Origin of the sequence: Nocardioides sp. (assembly GCF_036374615.1) — a bacterium.
Taxonomy (GTDB): Bacteria; Actinomycetota; Actinomycetes; order Propionibacteriales; family Nocardioidaceae; genus Nocardioides.
The window spans coordinates 1-20,936 of the sequence record NZ_DASUTK010000195.1 but is presented as its reverse complement, the minus strand read 5'-3'; the positions used below and the strand labels follow the sequence as shown (position 1 = coordinate 20,936).

The window sequence follows — 20,936 nt, the reverse complement described above, 5'->3', positions numbered from 1 at the left end:
GTCGACCGCCACCGCCGGCACGACGGCGATGATCGCGTTCGTCGGTGCCTCAGCCTGCGGCTGGAGCCTGTGGTCGAAGCTCGATCCGGGGTGAGCGAGCGGCCCGCACTCTCGGGTGCGGGTCACTCGCCTCGGACGTGTACCCGAGCGCGGCGGCCCACCTCCGCCAGCCAGGCGCGGTGGCCGCCCTGCTCGGGGCCGGGGACGTGGTAGGAGCCCTTGTCGAACAGCAGTCGGCCGAGCTCGGCATCGTCGGCGACGGTGCTCAAGAGAGCGTCGACCTCCTGCGGGAGCACGGCTGCGAGGTCGGGCTCGTCCGCGACGAACGTGGCGACGATCTCGCTCTCCGTGCCATCCAGACGCCAGTCCTGGTGGAAGTACGCGCCCAACAGCTGGTCGAGCGCAGGGGTCTCCATCGGTGTCTCCATCATGGATGCGGATATGCGGTGTAGACCCGGAAGCCTTCCGGCATCGATGGGTCGCGTGCAAGTACGACCCGCATCCGCGACGCCGTCACTGGGCCGTCCGCCGTGACGCTCAGCCCCGCAGCGGTCTCGGTTCTGGCTTCGAACGTCAAGCGGGCCCTCTGCGACGCGAGCCACTTCTCGATCACGCTGGAGCGAGCCCCGATGGCCAGTCCGAGCAGGCGTTCAGCTTCGGCCTGATCTCGGAAGCTCGACGCGACCGGCAGCCCTTCCCGGAGGCGACGTTCCTGCAGCTCGTCCACGCTCTTGCCGACGTGCTCGCGCAGCGTGTGGCTGCCTGAGTGCTCGTGCTTGCTGAGCCAGCCCGGCTGCCGGCCGGGTCGGCCGAGCGCCAGGGTGCCCCGTTCGTTGCGGACGGGAACCCGGAGGTAGCGCTCGAGGCGGGTTCGGTGCAGCTGGACCGCGGAACGGGTGGTGCTGATCGAACCCGCGATGCCCGCGGTCGCCGCACGCAGGGCGGCGAGGACGGCGGCGAAGCGTGGGGACTGCGCGGCGACGCGGGCGGCGATCGAGCCTGCCGCGACCGCGGCACCGGCGCCCGCCGTGATGGCGCTGAGGGCGGCACCGATCACCACGCCCTCGACGACGAAGCGCAGGATCTCGTGCAGCAGCGCACGGATCTCGGCTCGTCGCGCCTCGACCGCATCGGCGTAGGCGTCGCAGTCCGCGGCGAGGCGGTCGCAGGAGGAGGCGAGGGCTCGGATCGTGGCGCGGAGGTCGGTCGCTGCCGAACGAGCGAGCGGGATCTCGGGGGAGCGCTGGGTGTCGAGGGCCTCGGCGGCGAGGCCGCAGTACGACGCTGCCTCGTCGAGGCCGGTCGCGGCCGTGCGCCAGGTGTGGGCGGCTTGACGGAGCCGGTCGACGTCGGCGTCGGGCCACACGAATCCCTCGATCTGGTCGAGGACCCACGCCTCCTGTGGCGTCAGGACCGGCGGATCGCCGCCGAGCGAGCTCGGTGGTGCAGCCGGCAGCACGACCCGGTCAGCGTCGGTCGGTGCGGCCCGGCAGTCGGTCGGGGCCACGCCGCCCGGGAGGATCGAGCGTTCCTCCGCCCTGCGGTGGTTGGAGACGGAGTCGCTGGTGAGGCGATGCATCGTGGTGAACGCCGTGACGACGTCCGCGATGGCGGCCATGGCCTCGGTCGCGGTCCCGTCGTAGGCCTCGGCGAAGTCGGCCGCCGACCCGTCGTCACCGGCCATCGCGCCCGTGACGGACAGTCCCGTCGTGAGGCGATCGTGCACGTCGGCCGCGGCATGGTTGCCGGAACGGAACGCGTCGGCCGCCTCGACGTACCCGTCCACCGCCACCGCGACGATCACGTCAGCTCCTGCCAGAGCCTGACGTTGGCCTCCGCCGCGTCACGGTAGTTGCCCTGAGCCATCTCCGCGGCCGAGCGCATGTGCGCGAGAGCGGCACGCATTGTGGCGAACCCGGCGTCCCACCGTGCCTGTGCATCGGCGTGGGCGTCGGCGGCGGCACCGAGCCAGTCGCCGTGGAGGCGTCGTACCGTGGCAGCGAGCCGCGCGTCGAGCTCGTCGAGCTTCGTGTGGTGCTGACCCAGGCGGTGGACCACCTCGTCGAGCAGGTCGAGGTCGACCGCGAAGCGCGTGCTCACGGCCCGACCGCCTCACGGAGCCCTGCCAGCTGCTGCTCGGCATCGTCGTCGCGGGCGGTCAGGTCGCGCTCGGTGGAGATCAGTGCCGCCTCGATGTCTTCCAGCGCGCCCCGGACGCGCGCGGCGCCGGTGAGCCAGTCCTGCCACGCGTTGTCGAACGAGTCGGCTGCTGCACCCGACCATCCGCCGTCCATCAGGCGTTCGACCTGACGGCGACTCTGCGACGTGGTCTCCTGGAGCGCCGCGACGGCGTCGCGGACCTGTGAACGGGCGACAGCGAATGCGTCGTACCCGAGACGAAGTGTGCTGTCCACGGGCTGGCTCAGGCGACGCTGTCGGGCAGCGCATCGTCCATGGGGACCGGCACCAGGTCGACGTCGCAGGCGCGGTGCACCACCTCGGTGGGAACGCCGGCGATTCTCGCCACCTCGTAGAGCGCTTCGGCCCACGCGCGGTCATCGGGCGTGAGACCACCGCTTCCGGGGCGGCTGCGCAGGAAGGCCGCGCGGCCGCCGGGAGCGAACTCGGCGTGCAGCTCCTCGAGCATCTCGGCCGCGCCTGCGAGCTCGACCGGCGTCGGCAGATGCTCGGCGTCCTCGATCTGGGTCAGGTGCGGGAACGGGCGGTCGTCGGAGCGGATCAGCATCAGCCAGATGCTGTGTCCGGCGAAGCCGAGCGGCCCCATCAGGGTGCGCCAGGCTTCCTCGAGGTCCTGCTGGGTGCGGATGGTCGGTCGAAATGTCATGTCCCTGACCCTGCCCCGATTCCGCCGATCGTGTCGGCGGTCATCCACAGGCCCCGCAGCCCCTAACCGCGCGGTGGCGCGATCACGGCCGGCGCGGCACGACCACCTTCGCCGACCAGGGACCTGGACCGACCTTGGACGTTGCCCGGGCGCGGCAGTCGTAGCGGACGCCGCGCTTCAGACCCGTCACTCTGAGTGGCGAGTCGTTGCCGGTGCGACGTGCCTTGACGACCGAGCCACCAGGAGACACGCAGCGGACCTGGTAGCCGGTGACCTTGGCGCCACGGGGCTTTGCCAACCCGTAGCCGATGCGAGCCGCCTTCGTGGCCACGCGTGCAGCGCGGACGTTGGTGGGTCGGGTGGGCACGACGGTGCCCGTCCGAACGCGGAGCTTGCGGATCGAGAAGGTCATGTCGGTCACCTCGATCTCCATCGGAGCCGAGGAGGAGTCCTTGCGGACGCTGGTGGTCGAGATCGGGCCACCGCCGGCAACGGTCAGGCCGGCCGGTGTCAACGTGCTGGGGTCGGGGATGAAGAAGTTCTCGCGCAGGAAGGCGTTGGGGAGGACGGCTTCGAAGTGGCCGTGGTGGACGGTGGTGCCGTCAAGCTCGAAGTGAGGGGCGGCGAGGTCGAGCCGCATCGCCGCGATGCCGGTGGCGTCGTCGTAGGTGACACCGGGCGGGAAGCTCGTGGTCTCGACGTTGGTCCAGAAGTCGACGCCGTAGAAGGCGGCCCGCTGGACCGGGTCGGTCCACTGGTCCCAGTCGCTCACTTGGCTGCCGAGCCGAACGGCCTGGCTGGAAGCGATCGTCGGGCAGAACCACGGGTCACTCATGATGCAGCCGCTGGTGACCAGCACCGGCTCGGCACTGACCGCCACCTGGTAGGTGCCGTCGCCGTCGTTGATCCGTGTCACCTGCCCGTTCCGTCCGGTGCCGTAGTTGACGCGGGGCACGGTCGTGCCCATGTCGAGCGTGACCACCCACCTGCCGTCGGCGGCGGAGGTGAGCTCGTAGAGGCCGGACTCGCGCAACTCCCACTGGACGTCGTCGCCCGGCGTCGGATAGCGGAGATCCACCTGCCAGGTCGGGTCTGTCTTCAGCACCGGCGAACCGTCATGCGTGACCGACACGATGCAGGGAGTAGAAGCGCCCGAGCTGCACCAGTCCGTGGCTTCGGCAACGGCCGAGGGCACGGGTACGGCGACGAGGGCGGTGGCGGCGAGGCCGGTCAGACCGGCGAGTCGCGCGAGGCGAGGGAGGGGACGAGTCAGGGGCATGAGCCACATCGTGTCGGCTCCGAGAGCCCGGCGTGGGCGAAATCGCGAGGTTCAGACGCCGTGCTCGGCCAGGATCGTTGCGGCGTCGCGTTCCGCGCCGCGGGTGCGAGCTGCCTTGAAGACCTGCGGGTCGAGCTGGGGCCGCACCATCTGGTCGCGGACCAGGATCAGGTGGATGTAGCCGGCCGTGTCGTGGAGCATCGTGTCGGCGACGGCACCGATCAGCTCCGCAGCCTCCTCCCACTCGCCGCGGCTGGCGGCAGCGCAGGCGAGCGCGAGGACGCAGTCGGCGTCCGCGTTCCTCCCCTCCGACTCCGCGCGGGCGCGGGAGCGGCGCAGCTGGTCGACGTACTCCTCACCCGAGATGGCGAGGGCGAGGGCCTCCCAGTACATGGTCAGCCAGTTCTCCCGGATGCCGGTCTCCGCGAGGTCGCGGATCTGGGACGCCATCAGCTCGCGGAGCCGAGGAGCATCGAGGTCGACGAGCGCGAGCAGGCTCGCCGCCCAGTGGATGATGTAGCTGTCGTAGTCCCGCTCCTGCACGCTTTCGACGACCGCACGCGCGTCGGCGGTGAGCTCGGGGGAAGGGCCTCCGATCCGGGCCGTGACCAGCCGGTAGCCGCGAGCGAGCCGCGCCAGCCCGGGCTCGCCGCTCTCCTCGGCGCGCTGCGCAGCCGCTTCCAGCCGGCGGGTCGCCTGCGCGGGCTCGAGCAGGTGAGTCATCGCGTCGTAGATGGCCACGACGAGTGCAGCGCCGTCGTCCTCGACCTGCGACACGAGCCGCACCGCCTCGGCGGTGTTGGCGCGCATGGTGACCGGGTCGCCGGAGCCGAGCGCGACGTCCGCCGACATCAGCAGTGCCCACACCCGGTCCGCGGGCGCCAAGTCGCGTGCGAGGAGGTCGTCCACCCACTGGCGACCTTCGGCGTACGACACCGGGCGCAGCGAGCTGCGGGACGCGTTGCGCCACAGGGTGCTGATGGCGAGCGCGATGTCGACGGCACCCGGCAGGTCCGCCTCGGAGGCGAGCGACGCCTCGAAGGCGAGCCGTACGTTGTCCAGGTCGTCGCGGCTCTGGGCGGCCATCGACATCGACAGCCAGACCCGCGGCCGCGGCTTCGACCTGGCCCGCGCGACGACGTGGCGCCGCAGGAGCTCGGCGACCTCGTCCTCGAGGCCGGCCTCCGCCAGTCGTTGTACGGCGAACATCCGGATCGTCTCGAGCAGCCGGTAGCGACCGGTCGACCGCTCGTGCACGACCAGGCTCTTGGCGACCAGGTCACCCACGATGTTGGTCACCGAGGCGCGGTCGCCGTCGCCGGTGACGGCGACCACTGCATCGAGGTCGAACGACGCCGGGAAGGCTCCCAGCCGGTCGAACACCTCGCGAGCCTCGTCGGAGAGCAGTCGGTAGCTCCAGTCGATGGTCGCCGAGAGCGCCGAGTGCCGGGCGCCAGCGCGCGGGCGGCCACCGGCGAGCAGGGTCAGCCGGTCGTCCAGCCGGCTCACCAGCTCGTCCAGGCTGAGGTGTCGCAGCTGCGCAGCGGCCAGCTCGATGGCGAGCGGGAGCCCGTCGAGCCGGCGACACAGGAGCTCGACCCGCGGATCGTCCACCGCCACCACTTCGGCGCCGGCGGCCGCTGAGGCTCGCTCGACGAAGAGCTCGGCGGCACCGGAGCCGAGGGACCCGAGCGTGTGCACGGCCTCGCCGTCGACGCGGAGCGGCTCCCGGCTGGTGACCAGGATCCGCGCTCGGTCACCCGCGTCGAGGATCGCGTCGACCAGGCGGGCGCTCTCGTCGAGCAGGTGCTCGCAGTTGTCGAGGACCAGCAGCACGGCGCGCGGGCCCAGAGTCGCAGCCAGGGCGGACATCTCGAGGGCGCCCGCCCCCTGCACCCCGACCACCTCGGCCACGGCCCGGGTGACGTCGCTCGCGGCATGGACCGGCGCGAGCTCTGCGAGCACGACGTCGACCTCGGACCCGCCCTTGAGGTCGTCGGCCGCGGCCTGCACCGCGCGGGCGTGCGCCACGGCGAGCGTGGACTTGCCGGCGCCGCCGGGGCCGGTGATCGTGACGACCCGGTGCACCCGCAGCAGCGCGGCCACCTGGTCGAGGTCGCGCTCCCGGCCGATCAGCCGGTTGCGGGGGGCAGGCAGTGCCGAGCCTGAGGGCAGGGTCGGCGGCGGCGCGGCGTCAGACGCGTCGTACGACGAGGCCGGCAGGGCGGCCTCGAGCTCCTCGCGCAGGCGTTGCGCGGCCTCGGGTGGCTCGACACCGAGCTCCCGCTCGAGCACCTCCGCCATCCGGTCGAGCGCCTGCCGGGCGTCGCGCCGTCGTCCCTGGCGGAGCAGGTCCCGCGCCAGGTCGATCTGCGCGTCCTCGTCCAGCGGGTCGTCGGCCACGAGCGCCTCGAAGAGGCCGGCCGCGCGCAGCATCTCCCGGTAGCGCAGCCGGAGCAGGTCGCGAGCCTCCTCCGACCACGGTTCGTAGAGGTCCTCGGGGAGCAGCGGACCGGGATACAGCGCAGCGGCGGCCGCTGCGGACTGTGGGTCCCCGGCCTCTCGGGCCGCGGCCACGGCGCGTTCGAACCCCGCGACGTCGACCTCCACCTGCTCATCCGGGTAGAGCGCGACCACGCCTTGGGAGACGACGATGCCCTCCGGATCGCCGAGGGCGGCGCGGGCGTAGTGGGCCGCGGTGTGCAACCGCGTCGCGCCGGTGTCGAGCGGCACGTCGGGCCACAGAGCGTCGATGACCTGCTCCCGATGGAGGCGGTACGACGGCTGGAGGGCGAGCAGCTTCACGAGCCGGCTCGCGGCCTGGCGTCGCCAGCTGCGGGCAGGGACGGGCCGGCCGTCGACGACGACCTCGAAACGTCCGAGCAGCCGAACCTGGACGCGCATACCCCTCCCCGGCCACCGGTGAGGGCGATGCCGCACCGGCCGGTGCCAATCCGACCATCATCGGCCGGATCAGCCAAGAGATTTGTGGTCGCTTCCCGACTGTCGGGCGGCGAGGGCGACCACGGCGTGCCGGTCGACGCGAGGTGGATCGAGGAGCCGCAGCGCGCCCTCGCCCTCGAGCAGGCCCTCCGCCACGGTCAGCCGGACGCCGAGGCGGGTGACCAACCGACGAGACGGCTCGTTCTCGGGCAGCAGCGTCGCGCGGATCCGACGGATGCCGCGAGCGGTAGCGGCGGTCGTGAGCGCATCGACCAGGACGGTGCCGATCCCCAGGCCCTGGTAGGCGTCGGCCACCTCCATCGCGATCTCGACGACGCCCGGCGCGACGACGACGTACCGCGCCACACCCACGGGCCGGGTGCCGACGGACGCCAGCCACGCGACGTGGCGCTCACCGTCCACGTCGGCCAAGGTCTCGAGCCAGGGCGCCGGCAGTCGCGGCATGCCGGTGAGGTAGCGCTGGGCCCGAGCGGACGGCGACATCGCGTCGAAGATCGCCTGCAGCGGCCCGGTCTCACCTCGGCGCAGCGGACGGAGTGCAACCGCGCCACCTCCGGCCAGCCGGGCGATGACGTGCTCACGAGTCGGGCGCGCCGACAGGGCGATCGGGCTCGTGGCCTCGGTCGCCCTGTCGGGTGCCTTCATGGTCATCACTGGGACGAGCGGCGACGGCGCGCGGCTCGGCGCGAGGTCCGCAGCTCGTGTGCCAGCAGCCGGTTCTTCCGGCGCTCGGGCGCCTCGAACTCCTCGCTCAGGGACTTGACCAGGTACTCCACCATCAAGTGGTTCATTGCACTTCTCCTCTTCGGTCGTGGTTGACGATCTGAAGAGTGCGCCGCGCGCCTTCCCGCGGCCTTCCCCGCGGAAGAAGGTTCGGGAAGGGTCCTAGGGTGAGGCGCCATGGACCTCGACCGGCTGCTGGCGCCGACGGTCGATCGCGGTGCGACGTGGAGCGTGCAGGTACGCCGCGTAGGAGGTGTGGTCGTCGCCGAGCACGACCCCGAGCGGCTGCTCCGGACGGCCAGTGTGGGCAAGCTGTTCCTGCTGATGCGCGTGGCGGCCCTGATCGGGACCGGGGAGCTCGACCGGCGTGAGCTGCTCGACCGTGCGGACGGTCCGGCGGTCGCGGACTCAGGTCTGTGGCAGCACCTCGACACCGACCGATTGCCGGTGGAGGACGTCGCCCGGCTGGTGGGGGCGGTCAGCGACAACTGGGCGACCAACGTGCTGCTGGCCCGGGTCGGGGTGGAGTCGCTGCCGCGCGGCCCCCGGGGATCGCGGCTGCACGGCTACGTGCGCGACACCCGCGGCCCGGCTGATCCGCCGACACTGAGCGAAGGGTGCGCCGCCGACTGGGTCGAGGTCCTGCTGGGGCTCTCCGACGGGAGTCCGGTGCTCGACTGGATCAGCCTGGGCGTCGACCTGTCGATGGTCGGCTCAGCGTTCGGGCTGGACCCACTGGCGCACCAGGACCCCGACCGCGGCGTGCGGCTCTGGAGCAAGACCGGCACCTCCGACGGAGTGCGCGCCGACGTCGGCCTCGTCGAGCTGGACGGCCGGCGCACGGCGTACGCCGCGATCTGCAACTGGCCGCCCGACAGCGAGGACCTCCGGGACAGGGTCCTCGCGGCCATGCGCGCGATCGGGGACGCACTCGGGCAGCTGGACCGCTCCTACTGAGTGACCTCCCGTCTTCCTGGAAACGGTGCATGTGCACCATGCGCTGACGGCTGCGTTCGTCGACGGTGGGCGCATGACAATCACTTCGACATCCACTGACATCGTCTCGCCTCCACTGTCGCGCGCGGCCCGCGTGGGCGTCGGGCTCTGCTTGGTGGCGGCAGGCCTGACCAATGGCCTCAGCCAGTATTTGGGCGAGCTGTTCATGCCGGAGCTGGAGGACTTCAGCGCTCAGATCCTGTGGAGCGCGGACCACCCCGTCGTGCACGCTGTCGAGCAGACGGCGTTGTTGGTGAGCCTGCTGGTGCTCCCGCTGGGGCTGTTGGGGCTCGCCAACATCACCCGCTGGGCGGCGCCCCGTCTGACCGCGGTGGGGGTCGTGCTCATGCTGTGGGGCATGTGGGGGTTCCACAACGTGGTCGCGCTCGGGTACGCCGCCGGGACCGTCGGGCCGGACGCGCTCGGTACGGCGGCCGCGGTCGAGTTGAACGAGGAGTACCTCGACCATGTGGGCACGATGGCCACGGCGTTGCTGCCGCACCTGCTCGGGTCCTTCCTGGGCCTGCTGCTGCTCGCGGTCGCCGGGCTGCGCGGCCGGTCGCTGTCCCATCCGCTGCCGAGACTGCCGTTGCTGCTGCTCATCGGGTTCCTGGTGTGGGACTTCTTCCTGCCGGCCGCCGGTCCGCTGGAGCCGCACCTGCTGCTCGCCATCGCTCTGGTCTGGCTGGGCGTGCACGTGCTGCGTCTGCCGCAAGCCGTGTGGGTGAACCCGGGACAGGGTCGCACCGCAGCTTGATACTGGGTGGGTGAGTGCCCGCCCACTGCTCATCCTGACCGCTGTGGTGGTGACGTTGGGGGCGCTGCTGGCCACGGTCGCGGTCAGCTCTGAGGGCGCTCTGTGGAAGCTGGTGCTGGTGGCGGTCGCGCTCGGCCTGCCCGGCGCCCTGGCGGCCACAGTGGATTCGCGCAACCCGGTCGGGTGGCTGCTGCTCGCGGTCGGTGTGGTGTTCGCGGGTATGGGACTGGCATCCCAGCTGGTCGACCAAGGAGGGTGGGCGTCGTGGGTGGTGGATCGCGCCGGCGCGGTCGTCGTGCCGCTCATGTTCCTGGTGCTCCTGCTTCTGCCGGATGGCCGGTTGCCGTCACCACGGTGGCGGCCGGTGGTCGCGACGGTTGTCGCCGCCCAAGTGGCGGTCGTCGCCGTGTGGAGTCTGGTTCACGGCGTGCCGTCCGAGCCGAACCCGGCGGGTGTCCTGCCCGCGTCGTGGGCCGGAGCGGTGGACACGGTCGGCGACTGGGTGCTGCAGGCGCCACTCCTGATCGCGGTCCTCGCCGTCCTCGTCCGGCTGCGCCGTCCAGAGGACCGCGCGCGGCTGGCGGGCGTCCTGGGTGGGGTTGCCGGGTTCGCGGTGCTCGCGGTGGCCGGCCACACCCTGTGGCCGAGTGCCGCCGACGCCTTCGACGTGCTGGGAGCGCTGGTCCTCGGAGCCGGCCTGACCGCGACCTTGATCAGCCCGCCCGCTTCGACGTCCGAGCCGACCGGGCCTGCCGGGTCGGCGTACGACATGGCGGACCTCTCGGGGTTGTCGCGCCGTGAGCGGGAGGTGCTCGCGCTGGTGGCGGAGGGCCTGACGAACCCGCAGATCGCCGAGCGGCTTGTCATCTCCCCGGTGACCGCTCGCAACCATGTGTCCAACATCCTCACCAAGCTGGGGCTGGAGAACCGGACCCAGGCGGCCGCCTGGCTCGCGCGCGGCGGACACACACCCCGCTAGACCAGGCCGTGCTCGAACGCGAAGGCGGTGGCGGCCGTCCGCGAACCGACGTCCAGCTTGGTGAAGATGTTGGAGAGGTGGCGTGCCACCGTCTTCTCGCTCAGCACCAGGTCCGCTGCGATCTGCGCGTTGCTGCGGCCGGACGCGACCAGGCGCAGCACCTCGGCCTCGCGGGCGGTGAGTCCGGAGGGCAGTGACGCGGGCGCCAGCAACCGGTCGACCTGGTCGGCCGCGGGCCGTGCGCCGAGCTGTCGCAGCGTGGCGCGTGCCGCCTCCAGCTCGCGACGTGAGGTCTCGACGTCGCCGACCGCGGCCAGCGCCCGGCCGGCGAGCACGCGGGCCCGCGCCCGGTCGTACGGCGCGTCGGACCGCGCCCACAGCTGGTTCGCCTTGCGCAGGTAGGGGAGCGCCCCGGCCGCGTCCCCGCCGGCGAGCTCAACCGCACCGGACGCCTCGGCGGCGGCGGCCTTGAGCGCTTCGCAACCGAAGTCGTCGGCGATCCGGTGCAGCTCGTCGGCAAGCTCGCGGGCGCGGTCGACCTGGCCGTCGGACAGCAGCACCTCGATGACCGCCGGCAGGATCCGGCAGCGCTGCACCGGCCCGCCCGGCTCGGCCTGCAGCCGCTCGATCGCGGTCAGTGCCGCGGCTTGCTCGCCTCGTGCGAGCCAGAGCAGCGCCAACCCCGGCTGCGGCTCGAAGCCGCGGTCGGCCGCGCGCTCGTACGCGGCCTCGGCGCCCGCGTGGTCGCCGCGCAACCGCAGCACCTCGCCGGACTCGTACGCCGAGAGCGCGGCCGCGTCGGGCGAGCCGACTTCCCGGTAGCGCGCAGCAGCGAGCTCGAACTCGTCGAGCGCGGAACCCCACTCGCCACGAACCCGCAACAGCTGGCCGCGATGGACCGCGCACTGCCCGGTGAACGCGAGCAGACCGGGCTGCTCGGCGCACCAGCGCTCGAGCGCCGAGGTCCACTCGGCCATCCGCGCGAAGTCGCTGATCTCCTGGCAGCCCTCGATCGCGGTGCAGTAGACGTGACCCGCGAAGACCGGGGAGCACTCGCCCGCAATCACCCTCACCATCGACTCGTCGAGCAGCGCGAGCCCGTCGGTGACCCGGCCCGAGTAGAGCGTGATCCGCCCCAGGCCCACGAGGGCCATCGCGGACAGGTCCGGGTCGCGGTGCCGACGGCCGACCGCGACCGCCGCCTCCGCTCGGGCCATCGCCGTCGGGAAGTCACCGGACATGATCGCGCGGAACATCTGCAGGAAGGCGACCCAGCCGTGCTCCACCGCACCGTCGTCGAGCTCCTCCGCGAGCCCCTCTGCGCGGGCGGTCCAGCCCGCCGAGAGCGCCGGCTCGCCGTGCGCGCCGGTCGACATCGCCAGCCGGAAGGCACTGCGGATGCCGCGGCCCGGATCGCGAGCATCCTGGCTGACGACGAACTCGCGCTGGAGCGCTGCGACCGACTCGTCGTGACGGCCGAGCAGCTCGGTGACGGTGGCGAAGTCGTCCAGCTCGTCGACCGACAGGGCGTTTAGTCCGGCGGCCGACCACGCGTCGTACGCCGCGGTCCACTCGCCGCGCTCGAAGTCGGTCCGCGCCTGCTCCAACCCCACCACGTCCACTCCGGACCTCCCACTCGAGAGCGTACGGCGATCAGGCGGCTGCGGGGACCCTCGTCAGCTGCTTGCTCCGCTGGGCGATCCGATCGGCGACGTACGCCGAGTCGCGGCCCACGCCGGCGAACACCATGGAGGCGAACGCGTACTGGAAGCTCAGCCCGCAGAAGAAGAGGCCGGGTGCGTCGGCGACGACTCCGCGCATCTCCCGCGGCCAGCCGTTCTCGTCGAAGATCGGCAGCCGGATCCAGTCGAAGACCTGACGGAAGCCGGTCGCCCAGACGACGGTGGCGACGTCGCGCGGCGTGCCGTCGACGACCGGCTTGCCGTCACGAGCCTCCTCGACGCGCGAGGTGACCCGCTCGACCTTCCGCTCCGCCAGGTCGGCACGCTGCACCCGCAGCATCGGCCCGCCGTGGAACCGGATCTCATCCATCTGCTTGCGACCGATCGGCGTGCTACGGGTGAGGATGTGCCGCCACGCGAACACCAGGATCGGGAAGACGACATGCATGCTCGGTGAGTCCAACCGGCTCGGGATCTGGCCGCAGTCGCGCCCGGCCAGGATCGTGGGTCGGGACTCTGCGACCTCGTAGGCGATGTCGCAGCCGGAGTGGCTCGCACCGACCACGAGCACCGAGCCCTCTCGCAGCTGGCCGGGACGGCGGTACTCGCTGGAGTGCAGCTGCAGGATCGACGGGTCGAGCTCGTCGGCGACGGAGGGGATGTTCGGCGTACGGCCGAGGGTGCCGGTGGCCACGACCACGTTGGCGCATCGCCAGGTCCCGCGGTCGGTCGTCACGCGGTACCCGTCGCCGCCGCCGTCGAGAGCTGCGGCCTCGAGCGACTCGACGCGGGTGTCGAGCCGGACCGGGAGGTCGAAGGTCCGGGCGTAGGTCTCCAGGTAGTCGCCCACCTGGTCCTTGCCCGGGAACGACCACGGCGCGGCCGGGAAGCGCAGGCCGGGCAGCCGGTCGTACTTGGCGGGAGAGTAGAGCTTGAGCGTGTCCCACTGGCGGCGCCAGTTGTCGCCGACCCGGGAAGCGGCGTCGAGGATGACGAACGGACGTCCCTGCTGCCGTAGGTGGTAGCCGGTCGCCAGGCCTGCCTGGCCGGCGCCGATGATGACGGTCTCGATGTAGGTGTCTGTGGTCTCCATGCCGTCGACGCTAGGGACGAGCAGGCCCTCGTCGCGTCGGGAATCCGACGCATCTCCCACCGTCGGGCCGATGGGTCGAACTACCCACCGTTCGTCAGCTTCTCCAGCCTGGTCTGCAGCAGCGCTGCGCGGTGGGCGTTGCCGGTGAGCTCGACGTACTGGCGGCCGAAGATCGCCAGCAGGGCGTCGTCGAGCCGCCGGACCGCGCCGGCCGGGTAGCGGTAGCCCATCCGCTGGATGATCGCGTCCGGGTCGACGGACGCGAGCAGGTCGGCGAGCTCGTCGAGCGAGGTGATGCCGAGCTCGAGCAGCAGCCCGGCGATCCAGCCGTAGTGGTCGGTGTGGGACCAGCCGGCGTCTGTGTACTGACCGGCGAGGAACGCGGCCAGCTCCTGGCCACTGATCCGCGGGTCGCTCGGGTCGGCCGCCGGGGTGTCGGCGCTCGCCGTCGTCTGCAGGCGTTCGCGGATCGCAGCGAACTCCTGGTCGGCCAGCTCCAGCAGGCCCGCGGCGAGGGTGAACCGGCGGTCGAGGTCGGAGGCATGCTCCTCGGGAACCGTGCCCTTGTAGCGGATGTCGTGCTCGAACTCCGCCCACGCGTGCTGCAGCACGGTGCGGACCTGGATGCTCGCGCGGTGACCGACCAGGTCGTCGTACGACGGTGGTGGGGGATCGGTCACCTCGACCAGCAGGTGGCGGCTCGCGTAGCCGAACCTGCCTTGGCTGGCGGTCTCCTCGCCCAGGTCCCGGTCGTCGAGGATCTGCAAGGAATCGTCGAAGACACCGACGACGGCAGCGACGTCGCTGTGGACGTAGGTGATCACCCGGACCCCGATCTGGTCGGTGATCTCGACCTTGCGCATCGCCTTCGCGGCGAACGAGGCGACGCTCTTGGTGCGCCCCTCGACGCTCAGGTAGTTGATGCCAGCTTCGTCGAGCAGCACCGTCACCAGGTCCACGTAGCGACGGGTCGGCTCGCGCAGCCCGGGCTGGATCTCGGCGTAGGCGCGCACCGCCTCGCGGACCGGGGCGTCGTGGGGGTCGCTCATGTCCCTACCCTGCCGTAGAAGGGTTCATCGGGGTGGACACGTGGGCGAAACCGGGGTGAGGGTGGAGGTCTCACGGCTGCGCCGAGGGGGTGACGGTGGGAACGCCCAGGCCGAACCTGCTGCTGGTCGTCGCCGACGACCACGCGGCCAACGCGGTCGGCTGCTACGGAGGTCCGCACGCCGTGACGCCGCGGATCGACACGCTGGCGCGCGACGGGATGCGGTTCACTGCGTGCGGGTGCACGAACTCGCTGTGCGCGCCGAGTCGAGCGACGATCCTCACCGGCACCTACAACCACGTGAACGGCGTGACCACGCTGTCGACCGAGTTCGACGCCGCGGCGCAGCCGGCGTTCCCCGAGCTGCTGCGGGACGCCGGCTACCGGACGGCCCTGATCGGCAAGTGGCACCTCGGACACGGCGGAGTGCACGATCCGCGCGGCTTCGACCACTGGGAGGTGCTCCCCGGCCAGGGCGACTACCACGACCCGACGTTCCTGACGATGGACGGCGGGTCGCACGTCCGGCCCGGCTACGCCACCGACCTCATCACCGACCTCTCCCTCGCGTGGCTGCAGGAGACGGCGGACGAGCACCCTGACGCGCCGTGGTGCCTGATGGTGCAGCACAAGGCTCCGCACCGTCCGTGGGAGCCCGCCGAGCGACACGCCGCGCTGACCTTCGAGTCCAGCGGCGTCGAGCCGGCGACCTTCTTCGACGACTACGAGCACCGGGCGACCGCGGCCCGCGACGCGCGGATGCGGGTGGGCCGCGACCTGACCCGAGAGGACCTCAAGGGCGATCCACCGCTCGAGGTGGTGGCGGACCCCGCGGACTACGCCCGGTGGGCACTGGACCGCTACCTCACCGACTACCTGCGTTGCGTGGTCGCCGTCGACGAGGGGGTCGGCCGGCTGCTCGACCACCTCGACGCCACCGGTGAGGCCGACGACACGGTCGTCCTCTACACCAGTGACCAGGGCTTCTTCCTCGGTGAGCACGGCTGGTACGACAAGCGGTTCATGTACGCCGAGTCGCTGCAGATGCCGCTGCTGGTGCGATACCCGCGATTGGTGGCGCCCGGCTCGGAGTCCGACGCGCTGGTGCTCAACGTCGACTTCGCGCAGACGGTGCTCGACCTCGCCGGTGTACCGGCGCTGGAGCGGATGCAGGGACGGTCGATGGTTCCGCTGCTCGCCGGCGAGGGTGGGACCGCTGGCTGGCGGGAGAGCACCTACTACCGCTACTGGGAGCACCTCGACGGCTCGCACCATGTCGCCGCCCACCGCGGCGTGCGGACCCGCGACCGCAAGCTCGTCCACTACTACGGGTCCGGCTGCGGCCAGCCCGGCGCCTCGGAGCAGCGCACGGCCGAGGAGTGGGAGCTGTTCGACCTCGAGCGCGACCCGTCCGAGCTGCACAGCGTCCACGACGACCCGGCGTACGCAGACGACCTGGTTCGGCTGCGGGCGGAGCTGGACCGGCTGGCCCGCGAGCTCGGCGACGACATCCCTTGATGTCGGAATCGGTCAACGTGTCCGTGACCTCAGGCAGGCTGCGCTGGAGTGAGTCGGTCCCACGGCCACGTCATGAGCGCCCACGCCGAGCAGATGATCGCGATCTCGAGGACGACGTACCACGGCCACGGGCCGAGCAGGTCGAGGATCGACGCGGTGGACGGCTTGCGGTTGAGGAACCCGTAGTTGGTACCGGCGAGGACGTTGAAGCAGAAGACGGCGACCGCCCACACGGAGGTCACCCCGACCGTCAGCCGATAGCTGCGCCAATCGGGGCGAAGACCACGCCCCCAGGTGAGGTACACCGCCGCCCACACCGTGCCGAGGTGCATCCCCCAGTAGAGCCAGAACACCGGGTTCTCGGGCGATGAACGCAGGTTGGGCGTCAGGATCGCCTGCACCGTCAGCGTCAAGCCCCAGTAGTAGATCAGGCCGGCCGCCCACCACCGGTGGGTCAACAGGGCATACGCCGAGACGAGCGATCCCAGGTCGCAGAGCTGGATCGGCAGGGTGGTGTCGAGGTTCCAGTACGCGGGCGTGAAGTAGAGGATCTGGAGCGGGATCGTGACCAGCAGGAGCGCCACCCCGAACACCTTGCCCAGCCGGTCGGTGGGGTCTGTCGTGCGTCCCCGACGCCCCACGACGACGAGCAGCGGGACTGCGGCGACCATCACAGCGAGGGCGACCAGGTGGGTGGAGCCGAACGCCGTGAACTCCGTGGCGAGCGGGACGAGCACGCGTTCATCATCTCCCTCGCGATCTGGGAAGAATCTCGCCCTCGCAGTCGAAACCGGTCGCCGCCACCCGTCACAGTGGTGAGGTCGCGACCGCGCCCTCACCACACCAGGAGGAGAAACCATCCATGAGCCGCTACCTCATCCTGCTGCCGGCACCCGAAGCGGAGTGGGCGCTGCTGCCGGAGTCCGAGCACGAGAAGGGCATGGCCTCGCACCGCCAGTTCCACGAGGATCTCGCATCCGGTGGGCACACCGTGGTGAGCGCGGGTCCGCTCGAGCCGTCCGCGCAGGCGACCTCGATGCGACCGGACGGTCAGGGGGGCGCGCTGGTGACGGACGGGCCGTTCACCGAGTCCGCCGAGCAGATCGTGGGGTTCTACCTCGTCGAGTCCGACGACGAGGAGCACGTGCGCGCCGCCTGCGAGCGGTTCGCGTCTCGCGGTGAGCTCATCGAGTTCCGACGCCTGGCCGAGTAGAACGATCAGTGGAGGAGAAGGACATGACCGAGTACGTGGTGCTGATCATCGGGGACGCCGAGCGTTGGTGGACGACGATGAGCTTCCAGGAGCGCAAGGACGGGTACGCCGAGTACGAGCGGTTCGGCGCCGAGCTCGAGAAGCGCGGGCACAAGGTCACCGGCGGCGCCGAGCTGCAGGGGAACGCGACGGCGCGATCGATCCCGGCCGGCGGCGGGTCGGTGACCGACGGCCCGTTCACCGAGACGGCCGAGCAGGTGGGCGGGTTCTACCAGGTCGAGACCGACGACCTCGACGACCTGCTCGACTGCTGCCAGATCATCGCGGCGCTCGGCGACGGGATCGAGGTCCGGCCGGTCGTGGTGCCGGAGGACCGTCCGCGGGACGACGGGTGAAGCGTTACATCCTGTTCCTCGCCTACGAGCCGGGCGGTTGGGACGCGGGGGACGAAGCGGTCCGGCAACAGTTCTTCGACGCGCACCATGCGTTCGAGACGTTCGTGAACGCGCGCGGCCGACAGCTCGGGTCGGCAGCGCTCGCCGACGCTGACATCGCGACCACGGTCCGGCACACCGACGGCGTGGCCACGGTGTCCGACGGCCCCTACGTCGAGACGGTCGAGTTCGTCGGTGGCTACTACGACGTGGAGCTGCCCGACCTCGACACGGCGATCGAAGCGGCGTCGCTGCTGCCGCGCTCCTACGCCGTCGAGATCAGGCCGACCGTGACCATCGAGGGGTACGAGTCTCCGTGACCGATGCCGGGCTCGCGCTCGAGGAGGTCGTGCGCGAGGAGTGGGGACGGCTCACGTCCCTGCTCCTCGCACAGTTCCGCAGGCTCGACCTCGTGGAGGACGCACTGGCCGACGCGGTGGAGGCGGCGGCCCGCCGGTGGCCCGAGGACGGAGTGCCCCTCAAGCCCGCCGCGTGGTTGATGACCACGGCCCGGCGGCGGGTGATCGACCGGCTGCGGGCGGAGTCCATGGCCCAGCGCAAGGTTCCGTTGCTGGTGACCGACGTCGAACGGCAGGAGGAGGGGAGCCGGACGATGGCCGATCCGGGCGACCTCGTGGAGGACGACCTGCTGCGGCTGGTGCTGATGTGCACCCACCCCGCGCTCTCTGCGGAGTCGGCGTGCGCCCTCGCGCTGCGGCTGGTCCTCGGTGTCAGCACCCACGACATCGCCCGGCTGTTCCTCGTGACCGAACCGACCATGGCCGCTCGGATCACACGGGCGAAGAAGAAGGTCGTGACCGCTGGCATCCCGTTCGCGGTCCCGGCCGCCGACGACCTGCCGGCGCGGCTGGAGACGGTCGCACAGACGGCGTACCTCGCCTTCACCGCAGGTTATGCCCCGGGCAGCGGGCCGGACCTGCTGCGGGTGGAGCTGGCGGGCGAGGCGATCCGGCTGGTGCGGGTCGTGCTCGGGCTTCGTCCCGGGGAGCCGGCGCTGGTCGCGCTCCTCGCACTGATGCTCCTCCAGCACTCGCGACGGGATGCGCGGGTCGGTGACGGCGGTCGGCTGGTGCTGCTCGACGACCAGGACCGTGGCCGGTGGCGCCGGGACGAGATCGACGAGGCGCTGCTGCTGCTGTCGGAACCGGTGCTGGCCGGCCCGATCAGCCCGGTGGCGGCGGCGTACGTCGTCCAGGCCCGGATCGCCGCCGAGCATGCGACCGCGGCCGCTCCCGACGACACCCGGTGGGACCGGATCGTGGATCACTACGACGTCCTCGTGCAGCTGACGCCCAGCCCGAGCGCCCGGCTGGCACGGGCCGTGGCGGTGGCCCAGGCGGACGGCCCGGCGGCCGGCCTCGACGCGTTGGAGGGAATCGAGATCATTGGCAGCCACCGCGTCGACGCGGTTCGCGCCGAGCTGCTCTCGCGGGCCGGGCGCGTGGCCGAGGCACGCACGGCCTACGACGCCGCGATCTCGACCTGCCGCAACGACGCGGAACGCGCCCATCTGGTCGAGCGCCGCGACCGGCTCGCTTGACCGCGACTACTGTGACGAGGACCGTGGGAGCCTGCCGGAACCGGGGAGGGACCGATGGGCGCGAGGGACGACTTCGTGGGACACCTGCGCGAGCTGTGGCCAGCGGTGTCGCCCTACTACACCGAGGTGCAGCCGCACGACCTGGTCAAGGTCCGCCGCCAGCTGGACGAGCACCTGGCAGCCACGGCGATGGCCGACGAGGCGATGTTGCTGGCCGATCGGCTGCACGCGCTGCTGGACCGCAAGGAGGAGCTCCAGGGTGAGCAGTGCTGCGTGCTCCAAGCCGCCGTGCACTACTTCCTCGAGGTCGACGACAGCTGGAACGACCTGACGGCTGGTGGGCTCGCCGACGACCACCGGGTCGTCCGAGCGGCCGAGCTGGCGCTCAGTCCAGGCCACTGACGTCGGGCGGGACGTCGACCGAGTACTCGGTCAGCACCTCGATCGGGATCACCTCGAGCGCACGGTAGTTCGTCGAGGCGAGCACGACGGGCGCGGCTACGCCTGCGTCGTAGGACTGCCGCCACCGCCCGGCGACCACACACCAGCGGTCGCCGGGGTGGAGCCCCGGGAACTGCCACTCCGGTAGCGGCGTCGTGAGGTCGTTGCCGACCGAGCGCTGGTGCTCGAGGAACTCGCTGGTCATCACGGCACAGACGGCGTGGAGCCCGGGGTCGAGCGGGCCGCACGTGCAGCTTCCGTCGCGGTAGAAGCCGGTCACCGGGTCGTTGCTGCAGGGCTCGAGCGGGTCGCCGAGCACGTTGCGCTGGGTGGCGGCGTCGGGCCTATCAACCACGGCCGGGCACCTCGTCGGAGCCGAGCACCTCGCGGTAGACGCCGACCGTGCGGTCGGCGATGGCGCCCCAGGAGAACGACTCGATCGCGCGTTGTCGGCCCGCATGACCCATCGCGGTGGCCCGCGCCGGATCGGACACGACGGTCGTGAGCGCCTCGGCGAAAGCGGCGACGTAGCCCTCGGGGTCGAGCGGAGCGCCGGTGCCGTCCCCCTGTCCCGGGGGCGCCTGCTCGATCGGGACCAGCACGCCGGTCTCACCGTCGACGACCACCTCGGGGATGCCCCCGGTCGCCGTGGCCACGACGGCGGTCTCGCACGCCATCGCCTCGAGGTTGACGATGCCGAGCGGCTCGTAGATCGAGGGGCACGCGAAGACGGTCGCCGCGGTGAGCAGGATGACGACGTCGCGACGCGGGAGCATCTCGCGCAGCCAGACGACGCCGGTCCGCTCGGCCGCGAGCGAGGCCGCGAGCGCCTCGACCTCGGCCTCGATCGCGGGCGTGTCCGGCGCCCCGGCGCACAGCACGATCTGGACCTCGGGGGGGAGCGCGGCGCACGCCCGCAGGAAGAGCGGCAGTCCCTTCTGGCGGGTGATCCGGCCGACGAAGACGACGGAGGGTCTCGCTGGATCGACGCCGAGCTCGCGGAGTCTCCCCGGGTCGTCGATCGGCGCCCAGTCGGCGGTGTCGATGCCGTTGTGCACCACGTGGACCCTGCTGGGGTCGAGTGCGGGGTAGCACCGGAGCACGTCGTCACGCATCGCTGCGGAGACCGCGATCACGGCTCCCGCTGCCTCGTACGCCGTGCGTTCGACCCAGGACGACACGGCGTACCCACCGCCGAGCTGCTCGGCCTTCCACGGTCGCAGCGGCTCCAGGGAGTGCGCGCTCACCACGTGCGGCACGTCGTGGAGGAGTCCGGCCAGGTGGCCGGCGAGATTCGCGTACCACGTGTGAGAGTGGACCAGGTCAGCCCCGCCGCACGCGTCGGCGATGACCAGGTCGACCCCGATCGTGCGGAGGGCGGCGTTGGCGTGCCTGAGGTCAGC

The 20,936-nt window shown here is 71.7% G+C and carries 24 protein-coding genes; 9 read left to right on the top strand and 15 right to left on the bottom strand.

Annotated elements, in window-relative coordinates:
- Positions 1 to 122: 122 nt before the first annotated feature.
- From VFZ39_RS15155 to VFZ39_RS15115, 9 genes are all read right to left on the bottom strand, one after another.
- Positions 123 to 416, bottom strand: a complete 294-nt coding sequence (locus VFZ39_RS15155; protein WP_330866614.1) for a contact-dependent growth inhibition system immunity protein — start codon at positions 414 to 416, stop codon at positions 123 to 125.
- 11 nt (positions 417 to 427) lie between these two features.
- A complete protein-coding gene (locus VFZ39_RS15150; RefSeq protein ID WP_330866613.1) occupies positions 428 to 1,804 on the bottom strand; it encodes an RNase A-like domain-containing protein in 1,377 nt (458 codons plus the stop codon).
- The gene (locus VFZ39_RS15145) at positions 1,801 to 2,100 is read right to left on the bottom strand and encodes a WXG100 family type VII secretion target (protein WP_330866612.1); all 300 of its coding nucleotides are present in this window, start codon (positions 2,098 to 2,100) and stop codon (positions 1,801 to 1,803) included. Before VFZ39_RS15145 ends, VFZ39_RS15150 begins: the two co-directional genes overlap by 4 nt.
- The gene (locus tag VFZ39_RS15140; RefSeq protein ID WP_330866611.1) at positions 2,097 to 2,414 is read right to left on the bottom strand and encodes a WXG100 family type VII secretion target; all 318 of its coding nucleotides are present in this window, start codon (positions 2,412 to 2,414) and stop codon (positions 2,097 to 2,099) included. The genes VFZ39_RS15145 and VFZ39_RS15140 overlap by 4 nt, the downstream gene beginning before the upstream one ends.
- A gap of 8 nt (positions 2,415 to 2,422) precedes the next feature.
- Positions 2,423 to 2,845: a hypothetical protein gene (locus tag VFZ39_RS15135; protein WP_330866610.1), complete on the bottom strand. Its 423-nt coding sequence runs from the start codon at positions 2,843 to 2,845 to the stop codon at positions 2,423 to 2,425.
- An 82-nt stretch (positions 2,846 to 2,927) separates the two neighbouring features.
- Positions 2,928 to 3,950: a fibronectin type III domain-containing protein gene (locus tag VFZ39_RS15130; RefSeq protein ID WP_330866608.1), complete on the bottom strand. Its 1,023-nt coding sequence runs from the start codon at positions 3,948 to 3,950 to the stop codon at positions 2,928 to 2,930.
- A 225-nt stretch (positions 3,951 to 4,175) separates the two neighbouring features.
- Positions 4,176 to 7,028, bottom strand: coding sequence for an ATP-binding protein (locus VFZ39_RS15125; protein WP_330866607.1), 2,853 nt, complete (start codon positions 7,026 to 7,028; stop codon positions 4,176 to 4,178).
- 69 nt (positions 7,029 to 7,097) lie between these two features.
- Positions 7,098 to 7,733: a GNAT family N-acetyltransferase gene (locus VFZ39_RS15120; RefSeq protein WP_330866606.1), complete on the bottom strand. Its 636-nt coding sequence runs from the start codon at positions 7,731 to 7,733 to the stop codon at positions 7,098 to 7,100.
- Between the two features lie 5 nt (positions 7,734 to 7,738).
- Positions 7,739 to 7,879 (bottom strand): hypothetical protein, encoded by a 141-nt coding sequence (locus VFZ39_RS15115; protein ID WP_330866605.1) that lies wholly within the window; start codon positions 7,877 to 7,879, stop codon positions 7,739 to 7,741.
- Between the two features lie 109 nt (positions 7,880 to 7,988).
- Between VFZ39_RS15115 and VFZ39_RS15110 the strand changes: the two genes are divergently transcribed.
- From VFZ39_RS15110 to VFZ39_RS15100, 3 genes are all read left to right on the top strand, one after another.
- The gene (locus VFZ39_RS15110) at positions 7,989 to 8,768 is read left to right on the top strand and encodes a serine hydrolase (RefSeq protein WP_330866604.1); all 780 of its coding nucleotides are present in this window, start codon (positions 7,989 to 7,991) and stop codon (positions 8,766 to 8,768) included.
- A 73-nt stretch (positions 8,769 to 8,841) separates the two neighbouring features.
- Complete coding sequence (locus tag VFZ39_RS15105) at positions 8,842 to 9,564, top strand: hypothetical protein (protein WP_330866603.1); 723 nt, start codon at positions 8,842 to 8,844, stop codon at positions 9,562 to 9,564.
- Between the two features lie 10 nt (positions 9,565 to 9,574).
- The gene (locus VFZ39_RS15100) at positions 9,575 to 10,543 is read left to right on the top strand and encodes a helix-turn-helix transcriptional regulator (RefSeq protein ID WP_330866602.1); all 969 of its coding nucleotides are present in this window, start codon (positions 9,575 to 9,577) and stop codon (positions 10,541 to 10,543) included.
- Here the strand turns inward: VFZ39_RS15100 and VFZ39_RS15095 are convergent.
- The 3 genes from VFZ39_RS15095 to VFZ39_RS15085 form a co-directional block, all read right to left on the bottom strand.
- The gene (locus tag VFZ39_RS15095; RefSeq protein ID WP_330866601.1) at positions 10,540 to 12,165 is read right to left on the bottom strand and encodes a LuxR C-terminal-related transcriptional regulator; all 1,626 of its coding nucleotides are present in this window, start codon (positions 12,163 to 12,165) and stop codon (positions 10,540 to 10,542) included. The genes VFZ39_RS15100 and VFZ39_RS15095 overlap by 4 nt on opposite strands.
- A gap of 31 nt (positions 12,166 to 12,196) precedes the next feature.
- Positions 12,197 to 13,318 carry an NAD(P)/FAD-dependent oxidoreductase gene (locus VFZ39_RS15090; RefSeq protein ID WP_330866600.1) on the bottom strand — a complete coding sequence of 374 codons (1,122 nt, stop codon included), beginning with the start codon at positions 13,316 to 13,318 and terminating at the stop codon, positions 12,197 to 12,199.
- A gap of 80 nt (positions 13,319 to 13,398) precedes the next feature.
- Positions 13,399 to 14,367, bottom strand: coding sequence for a (p)ppGpp synthetase (locus VFZ39_RS15085; RefSeq protein ID WP_330866599.1), 969 nt, complete (start codon positions 14,365 to 14,367; stop codon positions 13,399 to 13,401).
- Positions 14,368 to 14,462: 95 nt separating this feature from the next.
- Here VFZ39_RS15085 and VFZ39_RS15080 point away from each other — a divergent pair, with 95 nt between their 5' ends.
- Entirely contained in the window at positions 14,463 to 15,884 is a 1,422-nt protein-coding gene (locus tag VFZ39_RS15080) for a sulfatase (protein ID WP_330866598.1), read from the top strand.
- Positions 15,885 to 15,913: 29 nt separating this feature from the next.
- Here VFZ39_RS15080 and VFZ39_RS15075 read toward each other — a convergent pair whose 3' ends face one another.
- Entirely contained in the window at positions 15,914 to 16,621 is a 708-nt protein-coding gene (locus VFZ39_RS15075; RefSeq protein WP_330866597.1) for a TIGR02206 family membrane protein, read from the bottom strand.
- A gap of 125 nt (positions 16,622 to 16,746) precedes the next feature.
- Between VFZ39_RS15075 and VFZ39_RS15070 the strand changes: the two genes are divergently transcribed.
- The 5 genes from VFZ39_RS15070 to VFZ39_RS15050 are packed head-to-tail and all read left to right on the top strand — an operon-like array spanning position 16,747 to position 19,494.
- Positions 16,747 to 17,097 carry a YciI family protein gene (locus tag VFZ39_RS15070; protein WP_330866596.1) on the top strand — a complete coding sequence of 117 codons (351 nt, stop codon included), beginning with the start codon at positions 16,747 to 16,749 and terminating at the stop codon, positions 17,095 to 17,097.
- Positions 17,098 to 17,120: 23 nt separating this feature from the next.
- The gene (locus tag VFZ39_RS15065) at positions 17,121 to 17,492 is read left to right on the top strand and encodes a YciI family protein (RefSeq protein ID WP_330866595.1); all 372 of its coding nucleotides are present in this window, start codon (positions 17,121 to 17,123) and stop codon (positions 17,490 to 17,492) included.
- The gene (locus tag VFZ39_RS15060; RefSeq protein ID WP_330866594.1) at positions 17,489 to 17,851 is read left to right on the top strand and encodes a YciI family protein; all 363 of its coding nucleotides are present in this window, start codon (positions 17,489 to 17,491) and stop codon (positions 17,849 to 17,851) included. The genes VFZ39_RS15065 and VFZ39_RS15060 overlap by 4 nt, the downstream gene beginning before the upstream one ends.
- Entirely contained in the window at positions 17,848 to 19,092 is a 1,245-nt protein-coding gene (locus tag VFZ39_RS15055; RefSeq protein WP_330866593.1) for an RNA polymerase sigma factor, read from the top strand. Before VFZ39_RS15060 ends, VFZ39_RS15055 begins: the two co-directional genes overlap by 4 nt.
- A gap of 54 nt (positions 19,093 to 19,146) precedes the next feature.
- Entirely contained in the window at positions 19,147 to 19,494 is a 348-nt protein-coding gene (locus tag VFZ39_RS15050; RefSeq protein ID WP_330866592.1) for a hypothetical protein, read from the top strand.
- Here the strand turns inward: VFZ39_RS15050 and VFZ39_RS15045 are convergent.
- Together VFZ39_RS15045 and glgA are read right to left on the bottom strand one after the other, a co-directional pair.
- Positions 19,478 to 19,888 (bottom strand): DUF2237 domain-containing protein, encoded by a 411-nt coding sequence (locus VFZ39_RS15045; protein ID WP_330866591.1) that lies wholly within the window; start codon positions 19,886 to 19,888, stop codon positions 19,478 to 19,480. The genes VFZ39_RS15050 and VFZ39_RS15045 overlap by 17 nt on opposite strands.
- A partial coding sequence (gene glgA / locus VFZ39_RS15040) for a glycogen synthase (RefSeq protein ID WP_330866590.1) occupies positions 19,881 to 20,936 on the bottom strand: 1,056 nt, incomplete at its 5' end. The genes glgA and VFZ39_RS15045, both read right to left, overlap by 8 nt.